Raw genomic sequence first — 17,431 nt, 5'->3', positions numbered from 1 at the left:
TGAAACTTATTCGGAGGTGCTATTAAAATGGCAGTTAAAATTCGCTTAAAACGTATGGGAGCTAAAAAATCTCCTTTCTATCGTATCGTAGTTGCAGACGCTCGTTCACCACGTGATGGTCGTCAAATCGAAACAGTTGGTACTTACAACCCACTAACTCAACCAGCTACTGTAAACATTGATGAAGAGAAAGCTCTTAAATGGTTAGCTGACGGTGCAAAACCATCAGATACAGTACGTAACCTGTTCTCAGAACAAGGTATCATGGAAAAATTCCATAACCAAAAATTCAGTAAATAATCGGGGGCGACGTCTTTGAAGCAGCTGATTGAAGCAATCGTTTTACCGTTAGTCGATTATCCAGAAGAAGTTCGTATTGAGACGGATGAAAATGCAAATCGAATTGTTTATAAACTTTTTGTTCATCCAGAGGATAGAGGGAAAGTCATAGGCAAGCAAGGGCGAGTAGCAAAAGCGATTCGTACAATTGTTTATTCAGCGGCAGGTAGTCACCATCAAAAGAAGACCTACGTCGATATATTGGATTAATAGAAAAGATTTTCACGCTCTTGCAACAAGTACTAGTGAGTCCTGATAGGTGTGTTTACATGTCGCTTAGGAGTTCAAAGTGGCCTTTTAGTATAAAGCGTAAAATCTGGACGAAAAAGGAGGGAGCTTGTAGGTTCCTTCCTTTTTTTATCTTTTTTTAACATCAGCATATCGCTATAACTTCTGTTTAAGTGGAAATTAAAGCTTAAATAAGGAGTATAGATAAAGGATATTGCTTATATTATTGTTGACAAGACAAATGAGTCTTAGCTAAAACTACATTCTTCCAAAGCACATCTGCAAGAACGGAACCTTTTTTGGATGAGCCAGATGCATTGTGAAGATAAGCATGTTTTTTACGAGGTGAAATAGAATGGAATGGTTTAATGTAGGTCGAATTGTCAATACGCACGGTATTCGTGGTGAGGTACGTGTATTATCGACAACAGACTTTGAAGAAGAGCGTTTTGCAGTAGGAAATAAGCTTGCTGCCTTTAAAAAAGACGATAAGAAGCCAACCTGGGTAACGATTGACTCTATGCGTCGTCATAAAAACTTTATTTTATTAACTTTTGAAGGCATGAACAATATCAACTTGGTTGAGCCATTTAAAGAAGGCATGCTGAAAGTGACAAAAGATCAAATGACTGATGATCTTCTTGAAGAAAATGAGTTCTTTTTCCATGAAATAATAGGCTGCACAGTTATTTCTGAAGAGGGCGAGACAATCGGTATAGTAGCAGATATCCTGCAAACAGGGGCAAACGATGTATGGGTAGTGAAAGGGACTAAGAAAGAACACTATATCCCTTATATAGAAGATATCGTGAAAGATATTGATGTTAGGGACAAAAAAATAGTCATTCATGTTATGGAAGGCTTATTATGATGAATATTCATGTATTGAGCCTGTTCCCTGATATGTTTTCAGGTGTTTTTGGTGCATCTATTTTAAAGAAGGCACAAGAAAAGGGAGCTGTAAATTTAGAGGTAACGGATATTCGTACATTTTCAGGGAACAAGCATAATCAGGTTGACGACTATCCATATGGTGGTGGTGCAGGTATGGTATTAAAGCCTGAACCAATGTTTAGTGCAGTAGAGGCTATAACTGCAGGGAAACAGCCGCGTATCATATTAATGTGTCCTCAGGGAGAACGATTTACGCAGAAAAAAGCAGAGGAGCTAGCGCAGGAGACAGAGTTAGTGTTCTTATGTGGTCATTATGAAGGCTATGATGAGCGTATACGTCAGCATCTCGTGACAGACGAGATTTCCATTGGCGATTTTGTCTTAACAGGTGGAGAATTAGGCGCTATGACTGTTATTGATAGCGTAGTTAGATTGTTACCAGGTGTCTTAGGACAAGAGGATTCTCATATTCAGGATTCTTTTTCAACAGGTCTCCTTGAGCATCCACATTATACACGTCCTGCGGAGTTCCGTGGTATGAAGGTACCTGATGTTTTATTATCGGGGAATCATGCTAAAATCGAGCAATGGCGAGAGGAACAGTCGCTGAAAAGAACTTTTGAGCGTCGTCCTGACTTACTGGAGCAATACCCATTAACAGACAAGCAAAAATTGTATCTAGAAAAACTAAAAAACAATCGTCTAGATGCTTGATTGCCGAATCTATTTATGATAACATCTAATCTGTACTTCTATGTGGAGTACTGAATTACGGTGTTCCGCTGTGGCATAGATTGCGTGCAAGAGCATCTGTCTAAGGAGAGAAAACAATGTCAAACATTATTGCAGAAATTACAAAATCTCAGCTTCGCTCTGATCTACCAACTTTCCGTCCTGGTGATACTGTTAAGGTACACGTGAAAGTAGTAGAGGGTACTCGTGAACGTATCCAAATTTTCGAAGGTGTAGTAATTAAACGTCGTGGTGGCGGAATTAGCGAAACTTTCACAGTTCGTAAAATTTCTTACGGTGTAGGTGTTGAGCGTACATTCCCTGTACACACACCAAAAATCGCTAACTTAGAAGTTGTACGTCGTGGTAAAGTACGTCGTGCTAAACTTTACTACCTACGTAACCTACGTGGTAAAGCTGCTCGTATTAAAGAAATTCGATAATTATGACTTAAAAGTGAGGGGCTTGTGTTCAAGCCTCTTTTCTTTTTGCTTGTCATCTTTATTCACTATCATCTAAAATGGTGTTAGACAAGGGGGCAATTCTCAATGGAAAAACAAGTGAAAGAAAAAAATGAATTATGGGAATGGACAAAAGCACTATTAATTGCATTTGCGATAGCTGCAGTTATTCGATATTTTTTATTTACACCCATTGCAGTTGATGGAGAGTCCATGATGCCAACCCTTGAAGATGGCGACCGAATGATTGTGAATAAAATTGGTTATAAAATAGGTGAGCCTAAACGTTTTGATATCGTTGTATTTCATGCACCCGAACAAAAAAATTACATAAAGCGTGTAATTGGATTGCCAGGAGATACATTAGAGTATAAGGATGATCAATTGTATATAAATGGTGAGCCAATTGAAGAACCCTATTTAGATGCCTATAAAGCGCAAATCACAGAGGGAACTTTAACAGAAGATTTCACCTTAAATGACATTGATGTTTCCTTGGATAGCAATACCATTCCTGAGGGGTATATCTTTGTTATGGGAGATAATCGTCGATATAGTAAAGACAGTCGACATATTGGTCTTGTTAACCAAAAAGAAATTATCGGTAATACCAGTCTGATTTTCTGGCCATTTAGTGATATAAAAATTGTAAAGTAATGTAAGAAAGGGAGAGCATAATCACTCCCTTTTTCTTTTAGTTTAGGAGGTATAGCTGTGACGATACAATGGTTTCCAGGGCATATGGCTAAAGCCCGACGTGAAGTAACTGAAAAATTAAAGCTTGTCGATATTATCTTTGAATTAATAGATGCACGTTTACCGCTATCCTCACGTAATCCGATGATTGACGAAGTCATTAACCAAAAACCTCGTCTTTTGATCTTAAATAAAGCGGATATGGCAGATGAACAAGAAACACGGAAATGGGTAGAGTATTTTGCAAAGCGTGGCCATAAAGCAGTAGCCATTAACTCACTTGAGGGCAAGGGCTTACAGCAAGTCACAAAAGCGGCACAAGATATTTTAAAAGAAAAATTTGATCGCATGAAAGCAAGAGGAATGAAGCCTAGAGCTATTCGTGCCATGATTGTGGGTATTCCAAACGTGGGAAAATCAACATTGATAAATCGATTAGCGAAAAAAAATATCGCTAAAACAGGCAATACACCAGGTGTGACAAAGGCACAGCAATGGATCAAAGTTGGTAAAGAGCTTGAACTATTGGATACACCAGGTATTTTATGGCCAAAGTTTGAGGATCAAGAAGTAGGCTTTAAATTAGCTTTAACCGGTGCTATTAAGGATACTATTACAAATATGGAAGACCTAGCTGTCTATGGATTACGCTTCTTATCTAATCATTATCCAAAGCGTATGGAAGAGCGTTACGGTCTTGAGTTTATCCATGAGGAGTTAGTGGATACTTTTGACCATATTGGTAAGCTGCGTCGTGTGTTTGGTCCTGGTGGAGAAATAGATTATGATCAAGTAGCTCAACTAATTGTTCGAGATATCCGTGGATTACAATTAGGTAAACTTACCTTTGATTTTGTGGATGAACAGTTAGAAAAGGAAACTGAACAATTATAAGTATTTAAAACTGTCACACGTTCTTTTGTGACAGTTTTTCTTTTAGGAATACATTTTTTAACCGATAATGACTATAGAGAGGAAAATAGTTTTCAAGTTAAAGAGACTACATAATAACTGAACATGATATAGTTTGAATGAATAGAAGCAAGAAGGAGTACACAATGAAAACGATTAAGGAAATTACAACTGCATTGAAAGCTGCTGAGGAATGGCAAGATTGGATGAAAGAAGTTGCAGCCGATGAAAGAGCAGGTGTACAAAAGGCATGGCTAACTTGGCAAAAGAGACAAGATAAAAAACATCAATTACTGCAAGAGCATCAAAAAAAAGTTACATTCGATTTAAGCTATGGGGGAACAGATACATTTATTGCGGGTGTAGATGAAGCAGGAAGAGGACCACTAGCAGGGCCAGTCGTAACGGCAGCAGTAATTTTACCAACAAATTGTGAGGCACTTGTTGGTCTGAATGACTCAAAGCAATTATCGAAGGATAAACGAAACGGCTTTGCTAAATTAGTTAAAGAGCATGCCATAAGCTATTTTATTCATTTTCAATCTGCCCAACAAATTGATGAACTGAATATATATGAGGCAACAAAACAATCTATGAAGGTAAGTGTTGAATCATTGTCAACGAAGCCGGATGTTGTTTTAGTAGATGCTATGACATTACCTATTACAATTCCTCAAGATTCGATTATAAAAGGAGATGCTAAGAGCTTAGCGATAGCAGCTGCATCCATTTTAGCTAAAACGGCACGGGATGAGTATATGGAGCAATTAGACGAGGAATTTCCAATGTATGGCTTTGCGCAACATGCAGGGTATGGGACTAAGCAACATTTAAAAGCGTTAGAAGAATTTGGACCGACTATGCACCATCGTAAATCATTTGAACCAATAAAATCTATGTTTTCATAAAGCTAAAAAACGGTAGACAATTACACGAAGGAGTAATTGATGAAAGGAGTATGTATATGACAGCCACATCATTTAATCCAATTCAGATGCAGCAAAATGCAATGACTTCGACAAATCAACCACTTGCTTTAAAACAAGGACAAGTATTTCATGGAACAATTAAGCAATTATATCCAGATCAAATGGCAGAAATACAAGTAGGTAATCAAAAATTTATAGCTAAATTAGAAGTGCCGTTAAAAGCTGGGGATGCCCATTTCTTTCAGGTAACAGGGACAAATCCACAAACGGAATTGAAAATAGTGACTGGACCGATGGCGCAGGCATCTACACCAAGTCAGCAAATTAATCAGTTATTAGAATCCATGAATTTGCCCAAATCTGCAGAGATGCAGCAATTATTAGGGCATTTTATGAAAGCGCAGCTACCCATTTCTAAAGAACAAATGCTGCAAGCTGAAATGTGGTTAAAGGCATTGCCAGAGGGTATATCAAAAGTAGATGCTCTACAAACCATTCAAAAAATGATAGAGCTTAAAATGCCTATGATGAACGATGTGTTTCAAGCATTGATGAGTGGTCAAAAGACATCTGGTATGACCGCTATCATGGATAACTTTGCTCAGCTTTTAGCGAAGGATACAACCCTATCTGAGTCATTGAGGCAAAATTTAATGCAACAAGTACAAGCGATTGCCAAGCCCTTTGAAGTAGAAACAGGTAGTGCAGTGCTTGCAAGGCTTTTACAAAGTTTAACGAATAGTTCTGCGACAATGAATGAAAAAATGCAAGCTTTATCAATGCTAAAAGAGTCGGGGATTCTCCCCCAGCAGGCTACATTGCAAAACTGGTCAAAAATGAATGAAGCAAAAGCCTTTCAGCCAATACAGCAAGCGGGTCAAGTTATTCAAACCATTCTTGCTACAAAGCCAGAAAATGTTAGACAACTGGTGGAACAGCTTAAATCATGGACCGAAAGTCAAAATTTATTAACGAATGAGCAAAAACAGCAAATCAATCAGCTGGTGGATCGTTTCAATCAGCTACCAGTATCAAAACAAACGCTAGATGTTTTTGCTAAACAAATGCAGGATCAGTTATTAAAAGCTTTTACTCAAAATACAGCTGATCGTTTATTTACACAGGATGCCCACACACTTTCGATGAAAGATCATTTGTTATCCTTATTTAAACAAGAGGCCAATTCTCCTTCACAGACTGAGGCACTCATGCGCAATCTGGTGAAAAATAGTATTGATTCTTCGCAACCATTTATACAGCAAGTTGTGACACAAGCAGAAGCACTAGTACAAAATTCAATGGATAGTAAAGCGATGGAACATGCACTTAAAACGGTGTTGAAAAATTTAGGAATTAGCTACGAGGCTACACTCGGAAGCAAGTCTGCTGATTTACACATGATTGCGCATCAGCTAAAGCCACAGCTCCATACATTATTGCAGGAAACTAATATACCACCTCAAATGAAGGAAGCGGCAGAGATGCTTATGACGCGTATGAATGGAATGCAGTTATCTTCAGGAGAAAATGGTCATCAACATCAGCTCATCATGCAAGTTCCACTTGAATTTTTTGGTAAGAAGATGGATGCAACCTTACAATGGAATGGTCGCATGAAAGATAATGGCAAAATTGATGCTAACTATGCACGCGTATTATTTTATTTACAAATGGCATCTATGCAAGAAACAGTGATTGATATGCAGGTTCAAAATAGAGTTGTCACAGTAACGGTCTTTAATGAAAATTCGGAAATTCAATCACTTGCTGAACCGTTGAAGGCTGCTTTAAAAATTGGACTGGCTGAAAAAAATTATCAACTTTCAGGTGTGTTTATTAAACAATTTGATAAAGGGCAAACGGAAAAAGTAGGTCCTGTAGTAGAACAGCGAGAGGAGCAGAGTGGGGTGGATATCCGCGTATGAGCGAAGAAAAACTTACTCGAAAAGAGGCAATTGCGCTTACGTATAAGCTTGGTCAATTTGATAGTCCCACTGTTGTAGCAAAGGGAAAAGGGAAAATTGCCGAGAACATTTTGGCAAGAGCAAATGAGCATAATGTGCCGATTTATGAGGATCCTAACCTTGTGCAGTTACTTGGTCAATTAGATTTAAATGAGTCTATTCCTGAAGAATTATATCAGGCAGTAGCAGAAGTTTTCGCATTTATTTATCGTTTGGATCAGCAACATGCGCAAAAATATAGAAAAAATGAATTATTCTGATTATTTTTACAAGCTGTTTTAGTACACAAAATAGAAAAAAGCGTCATAATAAGAGAGAAAATTCGAACTAAAGACAAAGTGTAGACTTTATCAGAATCTTTCGTTAGAATAGTCTATGTTAGTAAAACAATTCTATGCAAATGTTTGATGGGAGGATGTATTATGAATATCCATGAATATCAAGGGAAAGAGATTCTGAGAAAATATGGTGTAGCTGTACCAAACGGAAAAGTTGCTTTTTCCCCTGATGAAGCAGTAAAAGTAGCGAAGGAACTTGGCTCAAACGTAACAGTAGTCAAGGCGCAAATCCATGCAGGTGGACGCGGTAAAGCAGGCGGTGTCAAAATCGCTAAAAACCTTGACGAGGTGCGCACATACGCAAAAGAGTTATTAGGAAAAATTTTAGTGACTCATCAAACAGGTCCAGAAGGAAAAGAAGTAAAACGTTTGTATATTGAAGAGGGTTCTGATATCCAAAAAGAATACTATTTAAGTCTAGTATTAGACCGTGCCACATCTCGTGTAACAGTGATGGGATCTGAAGAAGGCGGTATGGATATTGAAGAAGTAGCAGAAACAAATCCAGAAAAAATCTTCAAAGAAGTTGTGGATCCTGTAGTTGGATTAACAAGCTTCCAAGCACGTCGTATGGCGTTTAATATGAATATTCCAGCAAACCTTGTAGGGAAAGCTGTTAAATTAATGTTAGGCTTATATCAAGCATTTATCGACAAAGATGCATCAATTGTAGAAATTAATCCACTTGTTGTAACTGGACAAGGCGAAGTAGTAGCATTAGATGCTAAATTCAATTTTGATGCCAATGCATTATATCGACATAAGGATATTGTCGAATTACGCGATTTTGACGAAGAAGATGCAAAAGAAATCGAAGCTTCGAAATATGACCTAAGCTATATTTCATTAGATGGAAATATTGGCTGTATGGTTAACGGTGCTGGTCTTGCAATGGCAACGATGGATACAATTAGTTATTATGGCGGAAGCCCTGCTAACTTCCTAGATGTAGGGGGCGGTGCAACAGCTGAAAAAGTAACAGAGGCTTTCAAAATTATCCTTTCTGATCCAAACGTAAAAGGCATTTTCGTAAACATCTTTGGTGGAATTATGAAGTGTAACATTATTGCTGAGGGTGTTGTAACGGCTGCTAAAGAGATTGGTTTAGCTGTGCCATTAGTTGTACGCTTAGAAGGTACAAATGTTGAACTTGGAAAAGAAATTTTAAATGCATCTGGTTTAAACATCGTTGCAGCGGATTCAATGGCTGACGGTGCACAAAAAATTGTGGGACTAGTAGGCTAAGGAAGGCAGGGAGAACAATGGCTGTATTTATTAACAAAGATACGAAGGTAATTGTACAAGGGATTACGGGCGAAACAGCTCTTTTCCATACGAAGCAAATGCTTGAGTATGGTACTAAAATCGTAGCAGGTGTAACACCAGGTAAAGGTGGACTTGAAATCGAGGGAGTTCCTGTTTTCAATACAGTAGCAGAAGCTGTAGCTGCAACAGGTGCTACAACTTCAGTTATCTATGTACCTGCACCATTTGCGGCAGATGCAATTTTAGAAGCTGTTGATGCTGAATTAGAATTAACAATCTGTATCACAGAGCATATTCCTGTCCTTGATATGGTTAAGGTTAAACGTTATATGGAAGGTAAAAACACTCGACTAGTAGGTCCAAACTGTCCAGGTGTTATTACAGCTGATGAATGTAAAATTGGTATCATGCCTGGTTATATTCATACAAAAGGCCATGTAGGAGTTGTTTCTCGTTCTGGTACATTAACATATGAAGCAGTACACCAATTAACACAAGCTGGAATTGGTCAAACAACTGCAGTAGGTATTGGTGGAGACCCTGTCAACGGTACAAACTTCATTGATGTACTTGAAGCCTTTAATAATGATCCAGAAACATACGCAGTTGTTATGATTGGTGAAATCGGTGGTACAGCTGAGGAAGAAGCAGCGGCATGGATTAAGGCAAATATGACAAAACCTGTTGTAGGCTTTATTGGTGGACAAACTGCACCTCCTGGCAAACGTATGGGTCACGCTGGTGCTATCATTTCTGGTGGTAAAGGAACAGCAGCTGAGAAAATTAAAGCAATGAACGAAGCTGGTATTGAAGTTGCAGAAACACCTTCTGTAATTGGTGAAACATTGATTAAAGTAATTAAAGAAAAAGGGCTATACGAAAAGTGTAAAACCCATTAAAATGGAAGATGTAGCCATTACGGCTACATCTTTTTCATTATTTATACACTGTTTATCATACTTCATTCAACAATTACCTACTTACTTATGAAGAAATCAACAATTTTGTGGCAGATGTTATAAATAATAATGCAATGTTGTGTTGAAAATTATCATGCGGTTATTTAATTTCTTCTATTATAAAAGGAGGTTTATTGAATGATTCTCGCAGTAGATACGCAGAGATTACTAGCCTTACATTATGTGTACCCATTACCACTACAGAAACTTCAGCAATTGTTGTCCCCTGTGAATATTTTAAGCTCTTTTGAAGACATTCATTATGACGACCTCGCAAAAGTTTTACAAATATCGGCACAAAAAGCACATCAACTTTCTCAGCGCTTTCGACAAATTATGACAACACCACTTGAAGAGGCCTATGCACGGGCTAATATATTCCCCATCCCATTTTATCATCCCTATTTCCCGGCGCAATTATTTGAAATATCAAGTCCACCTACTGTATTGTATGTGAAAGGTCAATATTCCCTGTTAACAAACAAAAAACAGATAGCTATTATAGGCTCTAGGAAGGCGACAGCGTATTCAAAAAGAGCGATAGACTTAATTGTCCCGCCGCTTATTCAACGTGATTATACGGTTGTTAGTGGGCTTGCAAGAGGTGCAGATACAATGGCACATAGGGCGACTATCGATATGGGCGGTCATACAATAGCTGTGCTTGGACATGGTTTTAATTATCTCTATCCATCAGAAAACCGCATTCTTGCTACGCAAATGGCAGAGCACCAGTTATTAATGACAGAATATCCTCCTTATATGAAGCCTGAAAAATGGCATTTCCCAATGCGTAACCGAATCATTAGTGGTTTATCTCAAGCATTAGTTGTGACAGAAGCGGCATTAAAAAGTGGCACGCTTATTACAACAGAGCTTGCATTAGAGCAAGGAAAAGATGTGTTTGTGGTGCCAGGACCTATAGACGCAACGCAATCAAAAGGGACAAATCAATTGCTTTTTGAAGGAGCAATTCCCATAGTGAATGGTCATCAAATCATTGAAACATTAGACCTCTTTTCTAACAAAAATTGAAAAAAAGTTGCATTATCTTAAAATCTGTTATACATTTTGCAACAGGTAACTTAAAAAATTAGTAATAGACCTCGCTAAGGGGGAGACATAGATGGCGGATTATTTAGTGATTGTAGAATCACCAGCAAAAGCAAAAACAATTGAACGGTATTTAGGAAAGAAATATAAAGTGAAAGCGTCGGTTGGACACGTACGGGATCTTCCACGTAGTCAGATGGGCGTTAGCGCGGAAAATAATTTCGAGCCTAAATATATTACGATACGTGGTAAAGGACCTGTGTTACAGGAATTAAAGTCTGCTGCTAAAAAAGTAAAGAAAGTTTATCTAGCGGCCGATCCAGACCGCGAGGGAGAAGCAATTGCTTGGCACCTTGCGACTGCATTAAATATTGATATTCACTCAGATTGTCGTGTTGTATTTAATGAAATTACTAAAGATGCAATTATAGAGTCTTTTAAAAACCCACGTCCAATTAACATGGATTTAGTAGATGCGCAGCAAACAAGACGTATATTGGATCGACTTGTTGGCTATAACATTAGCCCAATTCTATGGAAAAAGGTAAAAAAAGGTTTATCAGCGGGTCGGGTACAATCTGTAGCACTACGCATGATCATTGATCGTGAAAATGAAATTAAAAACTTCCAACCTGAAGAATATTGGACAATTGAAGGAACGTTTGAAAAGGGAAAAAAATCATTTGATGCCCTTTACTATGGAAATGGTAAAGACAAAATAAAATTAACAAATGAAGCACAAGTAAAGGCAATCTTAAAAGATGTTAAAGGAACAAACTTTGATGTTGTCAATGTAACGAAAAAGGAACGTAAGCGTAATGCTGCACCAGCCTTTACAACATCATCTTTACAGCAAGAAGCTGCACGAAAATTAAATTTCCGTGCTAAGAAGACCATGATGCTAGCTCAGCAATTATACGAAGGTATAGATATTGGAAAAAAAGAGGGGACAGTCGGGTTAATTACTTATATGCGTACCGATTCCACACGTATTTCTGATACGGCAAAAGCAGAAGCGGTTACGTACATTGAGGATAAATATGGAAAAGAATACATTGCAACAGAAATAAAACAAACAAAGAAAGCTTCAAATGCACAGGATGCGCACGAAGCAATACGTCCAACAAGTACAATGCGGACACCAGATGAATTAAAGGCGGTACTTAGCCGTGATCAGTTACGCTTATATCGCTTAATTTGGGAGCGCTTTATTGCGAGTCAAATGGCACCGGCAGTACTTGATACTGTAGCTGTAGATCTTCAAAATGGTGATGTTTTATTCCGTGCAAATGGCTCACAAGTTAAATTCGCAGGCTTTATGAAACTATATATTGAAGGTACTGATGATCAAACTGAAGAGACGACAAAACTTTTACCTGAGATGGAAATTGGTGATCAAGTAAAATCGCTTGAAATCGAGCCTAAACAACATTTTACACAGCCACCACCACGTTATTCTGAGGCGCGACTTGTTAAAACAATGGAAGAACTAGGAATTGGGCGCCCGTCCACATATGCACCGACCCTCGATACAATTCAGCGCCGTGGCTATGTTGTATTAGATGCTAAACGCTTTATGCCAACAGAGCTAGGAGAGATCGTACACCAACTCGTACTAGAATTTTTCCCAGATATCATAAACATCGAATTCACAGCACAAATGGAACAAGATTTAGATGATATTGAAGAAGGCAATCGACAATGGAAAAAAGTTGTGGAGGAATTTTACAAAGACTTTGAAGTCCATGTAAAACATGCGGATGAAGCTATGGAAAAGGTTGTCATTAAAGATGAGCCTGCAGGAGAAGACTGTGAGCTTTGTGGATCTCCAATGGTCTTTAAGCTTGGACGATATGGCAAATTTATGGCTTGTTCTAATTTCCCGGATTGTAGAAATACAAAAGCGATTATGAAGCCTATTGGTGTGAAATGTCCTTCCTGTGAAACGGGCGAAATTGTGGAGCGAAAAAGTAAAACAAAGCGTCTATTCTATGGTTGCAATCAGTATCCTGAATGTGAATTTGTCTCATGGGACAAGCCGATTAATAGACCATGTCCAAAATGTAGTGCATTATTAGTAGAGAAAAAGATAAAAAAAGGTGTGCAAATTCAATGTACGAAGTGTGACTATGAAGAAGCACCAACTCAATGATAGGAAGATGGTAAGAAACATGACTGAACAAGTAGTAAATGTAATTGGAGCAGGGCTGGCAGGTAGTGAGGCAGCTTGGCAAATTGCTAAGCGGGGTATAAAAGTTAAACTTTATGAAATGCGTCCAGTAAAGCAGACACCAGCGCACCATACTGATAAATTTGCTGAGCTTGTTTGTTCTAACTCATTGCGGGCAAACGGGTTAACAAATGCTGTAGGCGTTATAAAAGAAGAAATGCGTATGTTAGATTCTGTTATCTTAAAGGCAGCAGACCAATGTTCAGTACCTGCTGGAGGTGCCTTAGCAGTAGATCGTCACGAATTTGCAGGGTATGTAACTGAAACTGTGAAAAACCATCCACTAGTGGAGGTTATTCATGAAGAAGTCACAGAAATTCCAGAAGGTATTACAGTTATTGCAACAGGACCATTAACTTCAAAAGCTTTAGCTGAAAAAATTCAAGGTTTAACGGGTTTAGATTATTTATACTTTTACGATGCAGCAGCACCTATTATCGAAAAAGATAGTATTGATATGAATAAAGTTTATTTAAAATCTCGTTATGATAAAGGGGAAGCGGCTTATTTAAACTGTCCTATGACAAAGGAAGAATTCGATCGTTTCCGCCAAGCATTAATCGAAGCTGAAGTTGTACCATTGAAGGAATTTGAAAAAGAAATTTACTTTGAAGGTTGTATGCCAATTGAAGTCATGGCAGCTCGTGGAGAGAAAACTATGTTATTTGGTCCGATGAAGCCAGTAGGTCTTGAGGATCCAAAAACAGGAAAACGTCCATATGCAGTTGTTCAACTTCGTCAAGACGATGCAGCAGGCACGCTTTACAACATTGTAGGCTTCCAAACGCATTTAAAATGGGGGCCACAAAAGGAAGTGCTACAGCTCATTCCTGGGTTAGAGAATGTAGAAATTGTTCGCTATGGCGTCATGCACAGAAACACCTTCATTAATTCACCGAAAGTTTTAGAAAAAACATATCAACTTCGTGAGCAAAAGAATATTTTCTTTGCAGGTCAGATGACTGGTGTAGAAGGCTATGTTGAATCAGCAGGTAGTGGATTAATTGCAGGAATAAATGCAGCTCGTTTAGCATTAGGACAAGAACCAATTATTTTCCCATTCGAAACGGCATTAGGAAGCATGGCGCGTTATATAACAGAAGCACAGTCGAAAAACTTCCAGCCTATGAATGTAAACTTCGGCATCTTCCCTGACTTACCACCTGGGCGTCGTTCTAAGCCAGAGCGTGCGGAAATGCATGCAACACGCGCAATAAGCACAATTCGAAATTTTGTGAATTCACAAACAATTTAATTGCCAAAAGCCTCTAAAAGTTGTTATACTCTTAGAGGCTTTTTCTTTTTGTAGACAAAATGCTTAATTAGACGTATTTTATTATTTTGTATGGAGTTTTTCTCAAAATATAACTATTTACACTTGCTATATTATGAAGATAGGTTTAGTGTCAATATGTATGTTTATTAATGATCAGGAAAACGATACAAACTTGTAAGAGATGACAAAGGATTGTATATCCGTTATATTACAAGTGTCAGTCATTTAAGAAAATTATTAATAAATTATTGGTGGTGAATCTTTCTGTGTTAGTTTCGTCCCAAGATGCACTCGAACAGTTCATGCTTTACATCCAAGTTGAAAAGAACTTCTCTGTTCATACAGTGCGAGAATATGAATCAGACCTGCTAGATTTTTTAACCTTTTTACAAACGGAGGGAATCGATGATTTAGCAAGTGTTGAATATATACATGCACGTCTTTATGTAACAAAGTTGTACGATGAGAAAAGGGCAAGGGCTTCTATTTCAAGGAAAATTTCCTCAATACGCTCCTTTTTTCGCTTTCTAAATAGACAGTACGGATTAGATGACGGAGCCTTTCGTTCGCTTTATCATCCAAAAAAAGAATCACGTTTACCTAATTTTTTCTACGAAGAGGAATTGAAACAGTTATTTGATGCGAATACTGGTGATGATTTGAAATCATTAAGAAATATAGCTATATTAGAGCTGTTATATGCAACAGGTATTCGTGTGAGTGAACTGACTTCAATTCAAGTAGAGGATGTAGATTTTCATTATTCGATTATACGAGTAATGGGAAAAGGTCGAAAAGAACGAATCATTCCATTTGGTCAATTTGCGAGTTTAGCAATGCAGGACTACATAGAGCAAGCTCGTCCACGATTGATGAAAAAAACGAATCATCTGCAGTTGTTTGTCAATATGCGTGGTGGGGAACTTACTCCTAGAGGGGTACGTCATATTTTAAACGAAATGATTGATAAGGCCTCACTCCATACGAAAATTTACCCACACATGCTTCGCCATACTTTTGCTACTCATTTATTGAATAATGGCGCAGATTTACGGACGGTGCAGGAGTTATTAGGTCACTCACATTTATCTTCTACACAAGTTTACACACATGTAACAAAAGAGCATCTTCGTCAAACATATATGAATGCTCATCCAAGGGCATAATAGAGCTAAGGAGGAAGGCAGATGGGACAAATTCATGCAACAACGATATTTGCGGTTCATCATAACGGAGGCTGTGCTATGGCTGGTGATGGTCAAGTAACATTGGGAAATGCAGTTGTGATGAAGGGTACAGCAAGGAAGGTCAGACGTCTGTTTAATGGGCAGGTCCTCGCTGGTTTTGCAGGTTCAGTTGCTGATGCCTTTACACTTTTTGAAATGTTTGAAGGCAAATTAAATGAGTATAACGGTAATTTGCAACGGGCAGCCGTTGAGGTAGCGAAGCAATGGCGTGGTGATAAAATGCTGCGCCAGCTAGAAGCAATGCTACTAGTAATGGATAAAACGACTTTATTACTCGTTTCGGGTACAGGAGAAGTGATTGAACCTGATGATGGCATTTTGGCCATTGGCTCTGGAGGCAATTATGCATTGTCTGCAGGTAGAGCATTAAAAAAATATGCAGGTGAAACAATGACTGCTCGTGAAATAGCTGAAGCGGCATTAGAAACAGCTGCTGAAATCTGTGTATTTACAAATCATAATATTATCGTGGAGGCGCTGAACTAATGACACAAAAAAATTTAACGCCAAGACAAATTACTGAGCATTTAGATCGTTACATTGTTGGGCAGAATGAAGCTAAGCGAGCAGTAGCAATTGCGTTACGAAACCGCTATCGTCGTTCGTTGTTAAATGAAGATATGAAGGCTGAAGTTATTCCAAAAAATATTTTGATGATTGGGCCAACTGGTGTCGGCAAAACAGAAATAGCCAGAAGGATTGCAAAGCTTACCAATGCACCTTTTGTAAAAGTTGAAGCGACAAAGTTTACCGAAGTAGGCTATGTGGGTAGAGATGTTGAATCAATGGTCCGTGACTTGGTAGAAGCTTCTCACCGTCTAGTTAAAGAAGAAATGATGGAGTCTGTCAAGGAACAAGCAGAAGAATTAGCAAATGAAGCAATCGTGAAACTTTTGGTGCCTTCTTTACGTAAAAAACAGGCGATGCAAAATCCGTTTGAAATGCTATTTGGTGGGAAAGAACAACCAACAAATGATGATTCATCAGCAGATGATGGAGAAGTTCGCTCGAAGCGTGCTCAAATTGCCATTGATTTACGCAATGGTAAGTTAGAAAATGAGTGGGTTACTGTAGAGGTAACAGAACAAAATCCATCCATTTTTGATGCGTTACAAGGAACTGGGATGGATATGTCTGCGAATGGTGGTATGCAGGATATGCTCTCTAGTTTAATGCCTAAAAAACAGAAAAAACGCCGTGTGCAAGTAAAAGACGCGCGTCGTATTTTAACAATAGAAGAAGCAAATAAGCTGATAGATGCTGATGAAGTAGCACAGGAAGCCATTAATAGAGCTGAGCAAACGGGTATCATTTTTATTGACGAAATCGATAAAATTGCTAGTAAAGAAGGAAATACTTCGGCGAATGTCTCCCGTGAAGGAGTTCAACGTGACATTTTACCAATTGTAGAAGGTTCTACGGTTACAACAAAGTATGGTGCAGTGAAAACGGATTATATGCTGTTTGTTGCTGCTGGGGCATTTCATATGTCAAAACCATCAGACCTAATTCCCGAGTTACAAGGCCGTTTCCCAATTCGAGTAGAGCTAGAAAAATTAACAAAACAGGATTTTGTTCGTATTTTACAAGAACCAGATCAATCATTAATTTTGCAATATAAAGCACTTTTAGAGACAGAAGGCGTAGAAATTCATTTCACGACAGATGCTATTGAACGAATTGCTGAGATAGCAACTGAAGTGAATCAGGAAACAGACAATATCGGAGCTCGTCGTTTACACACGATATTAGAACGTTTACTGGAAGAACTATCGTTTGAGGCATCTGAAATTGCGCCTGCCAGTATCCCAATCAATGCGGCGTATGTGGATCAAAAACTTGCGGGAATAGTAAAAAACAAAGATTTGTCACAGTTTATACTGTAAGATAAAGCTGATTAGTATCAT

General features: G+C 38.3%; 18 protein-coding genes. All 18 read left to right on the top strand.

Translation table 11 applies throughout. From position 1 onward, the window contains the following. Positions 1–27: 27 nt before the first annotated feature. The 18 genes from rpsP (at position 28) to hslU (ending at position 17,410) form a co-directional block, all read left to right on the top strand. Positions 28–300 (top strand): 30S ribosomal protein S16, encoded by a 273-nt coding sequence (gene rpsP / locus AAJG31_RS08560; RefSeq protein WP_004269411.1) that lies wholly within the window; start codon positions 28–30, stop codon positions 298–300. 15 nt (positions 301–315) lie between these two features. Then, on the top strand, positions 316–549 hold the full coding sequence (locus tag AAJG31_RS08555) for a KH domain-containing protein (protein ID WP_004269410.1): 234 nt from the start codon (positions 316–318) through the stop codon (positions 547–549). A 373-nt stretch (positions 550–922) separates the two neighbouring features. Continuing rightward, on the top strand, positions 923–1,438 hold the full coding sequence (gene rimM / locus AAJG31_RS08550; RefSeq protein WP_054550508.1) for a ribosome maturation factor RimM: 516 nt from the start codon (positions 923–925) through the stop codon (positions 1,436–1,438). Next, on the top strand, positions 1,438–2,175 hold the full coding sequence (gene trmD, locus AAJG31_RS08545) for a tRNA (guanosine(37)-N1)-methyltransferase TrmD (protein WP_066037837.1): 738 nt from the start codon (positions 1,438–1,440) through the stop codon (positions 2,173–2,175). Before rimM ends, trmD begins: the two co-directional genes overlap by 1 nt. Positions 2,176–2,291: 116 nt before the next feature. Continuing rightward, a complete protein-coding gene (gene rplS / locus AAJG31_RS08540; protein ID WP_004269407.1) occupies positions 2,292–2,636 on the top strand; it encodes a 50S ribosomal protein L19 in 345 nt (114 codons plus the stop codon). 105 nt (positions 2,637–2,741) lie between these two features. Further along, positions 2,742–3,311 carry a signal peptidase I gene (gene lepB / locus AAJG31_RS08535; protein ID WP_048391637.1) on the top strand — a complete coding sequence of 190 codons (570 nt, stop codon included), beginning with the start codon at positions 2,742–2,744 and terminating at the stop codon, positions 3,309–3,311. Positions 3,312–3,368: 57 nt separating this feature from the next. Then, positions 3,369–4,244, top strand: coding sequence for a ribosome biogenesis GTPase YlqF (gene ylqF / locus AAJG31_RS08530; protein ID WP_048391635.1), 876 nt, complete (start codon positions 3,369–3,371; stop codon positions 4,242–4,244). A gap of 164 nt (positions 4,245–4,408) precedes the next feature. Beyond that, complete coding sequence (locus AAJG31_RS08525) at positions 4,409–5,170, top strand: ribonuclease HII (RefSeq protein ID WP_279494176.1); 762 nt, start codon at positions 4,409–4,411, stop codon at positions 5,168–5,170. A gap of 56 nt (positions 5,171–5,226) precedes the next feature. Continuing rightward, positions 5,227–7,116: a hypothetical protein gene (locus AAJG31_RS08520; RefSeq protein WP_279494177.1), complete on the top strand. Its 1,890-nt coding sequence runs from the start codon at positions 5,227–5,229 to the stop codon at positions 7,114–7,116. Next, on the top strand, positions 7,113–7,415 hold the full coding sequence (locus tag AAJG31_RS08515; protein WP_048391628.1) for an EscU/YscU/HrcU family type III secretion system export apparatus switch protein: 303 nt from the start codon (positions 7,113–7,115) through the stop codon (positions 7,413–7,415). The genes AAJG31_RS08520 and AAJG31_RS08515 overlap by 4 nt, the downstream gene beginning before the upstream one ends. Before the next feature lie 162 nt (positions 7,416–7,577). Next, entirely contained in the window at positions 7,578–8,738 is a 1,161-nt protein-coding gene (gene sucC, locus AAJG31_RS08510) for an ADP-forming succinate--CoA ligase subunit beta (protein WP_036080495.1), read from the top strand. Between the two features lie 17 nt (positions 8,739–8,755). After that, positions 8,756–9,658 (top strand): succinate--CoA ligase subunit alpha, encoded by a 903-nt coding sequence (sucD, locus tag AAJG31_RS08505; protein ID WP_004229280.1) that lies wholly within the window; start codon positions 8,756–8,758, stop codon positions 9,656–9,658. Between the two features lie 198 nt (positions 9,659–9,856). Beyond that, entirely contained in the window at positions 9,857–10,753 is an 897-nt protein-coding gene (dprA, locus tag AAJG31_RS08500) for a DNA-processing protein DprA (protein ID WP_279494180.1), read from the top strand. Between the two features lie 91 nt (positions 10,754–10,844). After that, positions 10,845–12,923: a type I DNA topoisomerase gene (gene topA / locus AAJG31_RS08495; protein WP_279494181.1), complete on the top strand. Its 2,079-nt coding sequence runs from the start codon at positions 10,845–10,847 to the stop codon at positions 12,921–12,923. Between the two features lie 19 nt (positions 12,924–12,942). After that, on the top strand, positions 12,943–14,256 hold the full coding sequence (gene trmFO / locus AAJG31_RS08490) for an FADH(2)-oxidizing methylenetetrahydrofolate--tRNA-(uracil(54)-C(5))-methyltransferase TrmFO (RefSeq protein WP_016994086.1): 1,314 nt from the start codon (positions 12,943–12,945) through the stop codon (positions 14,254–14,256). A gap of 287 nt (positions 14,257–14,543) precedes the next feature. Continuing rightward, a complete protein-coding gene (gene xerC, locus AAJG31_RS08485; RefSeq protein WP_004229272.1) occupies positions 14,544–15,443 on the top strand; it encodes a tyrosine recombinase XerC in 900 nt (299 codons plus the stop codon). Positions 15,444–15,464: 21 nt separating this feature from the next. Further along, positions 15,465–16,010, top strand: a complete 546-nt coding sequence (gene hslV / locus AAJG31_RS08480) for an ATP-dependent protease subunit HslV (RefSeq protein ID WP_004229270.1) — start codon at positions 15,465–15,467, stop codon at positions 16,008–16,010. Then, on the top strand, positions 16,010–17,410 hold the full coding sequence (hslU, locus tag AAJG31_RS08475; protein ID WP_279494185.1) for an ATP-dependent protease ATPase subunit HslU: 1,401 nt from the start codon (positions 16,010–16,012) through the stop codon (positions 17,408–17,410). The genes hslV and hslU overlap by 1 nt, the downstream gene beginning before the upstream one ends. Positions 17,411–17,431: the final 21 nt, after the last annotated feature.

This window comes from Lysinibacillus sp. BS3, assembly GCF_039614735.1.
Lineage (GTDB): Bacteria > Bacillota > Bacilli > Bacillales_A > Planococcaceae > Lysinibacillus > Lysinibacillus capsici.
Note: the sequence above shows the minus strand (reverse complement) of the source record. Positions and strands in the feature narration are given on the sequence as shown.